This is a genomic window from Oleiphilus sp. HI0132, from assembly GCF_001635845.1.
Genome location: NZ_LWGJ01000683.1, coordinates 1 through 521, shown reverse-complemented (window position 1 = coordinate 521; position 521 = coordinate 1). Strand labels below are relative to the sequence as shown.

Annotated in this window: 1 protein-coding gene; it reads left to right on the top strand. The window is 44.1% G+C overall.

Translation table 11 applies throughout. From position 1 onward, the window contains the following. Positions 1-423 (top strand): DUF2804 family protein (locus A3766_RS08215; protein WP_156508783.1); only part of this gene is annotated, 423 nt, incomplete at its 5' end. Positions 424-521 lie beyond the last annotated feature (98 nt).

Here is a 521-nt window from a genome sequence, read left to right as displayed (position 1 = left end):
TACATGCGTCGAGAAACATTCTGGAACTGGGCATGCTTTTCCGGCGCATCTTACTCCACAGCCGATAGATCAGAAGATAAGCCACCGCTCGGGCTCAATGTGTCTTGGGGCGTCAATGAAACAGGCTATTCTGAAAACTGCTTTTGGGTTGGCGATAAGCTCCATCAACTACCTCAAGTTCAGTTCAGATATGACCGGGATGAAGAAAGCTCCGCGTGGAGAATCAGCTGTGAAAACGGACAGCTTGATCTAAGCTTTGTGCCTGAAGGAATGCATAAGGAACACCTCAATGCCGGTTTCATGGCCACAAACTTCAAACAAATATTCGGCAAGTTTAAGGGGCACTTAATCACCGCTGAAGGCAAACGCTACGAGATTGAATCTCAATATGGTTTTGTCGAAGATCAGTACTCTAAGTGGTAAACGTCCATACTAGACAATTTAATTACGACACATCAACAGCAAAAATAGACTTTTGATTTGACGCCTCTAGACATTAAGGGTACAACTGTAAGCTATAT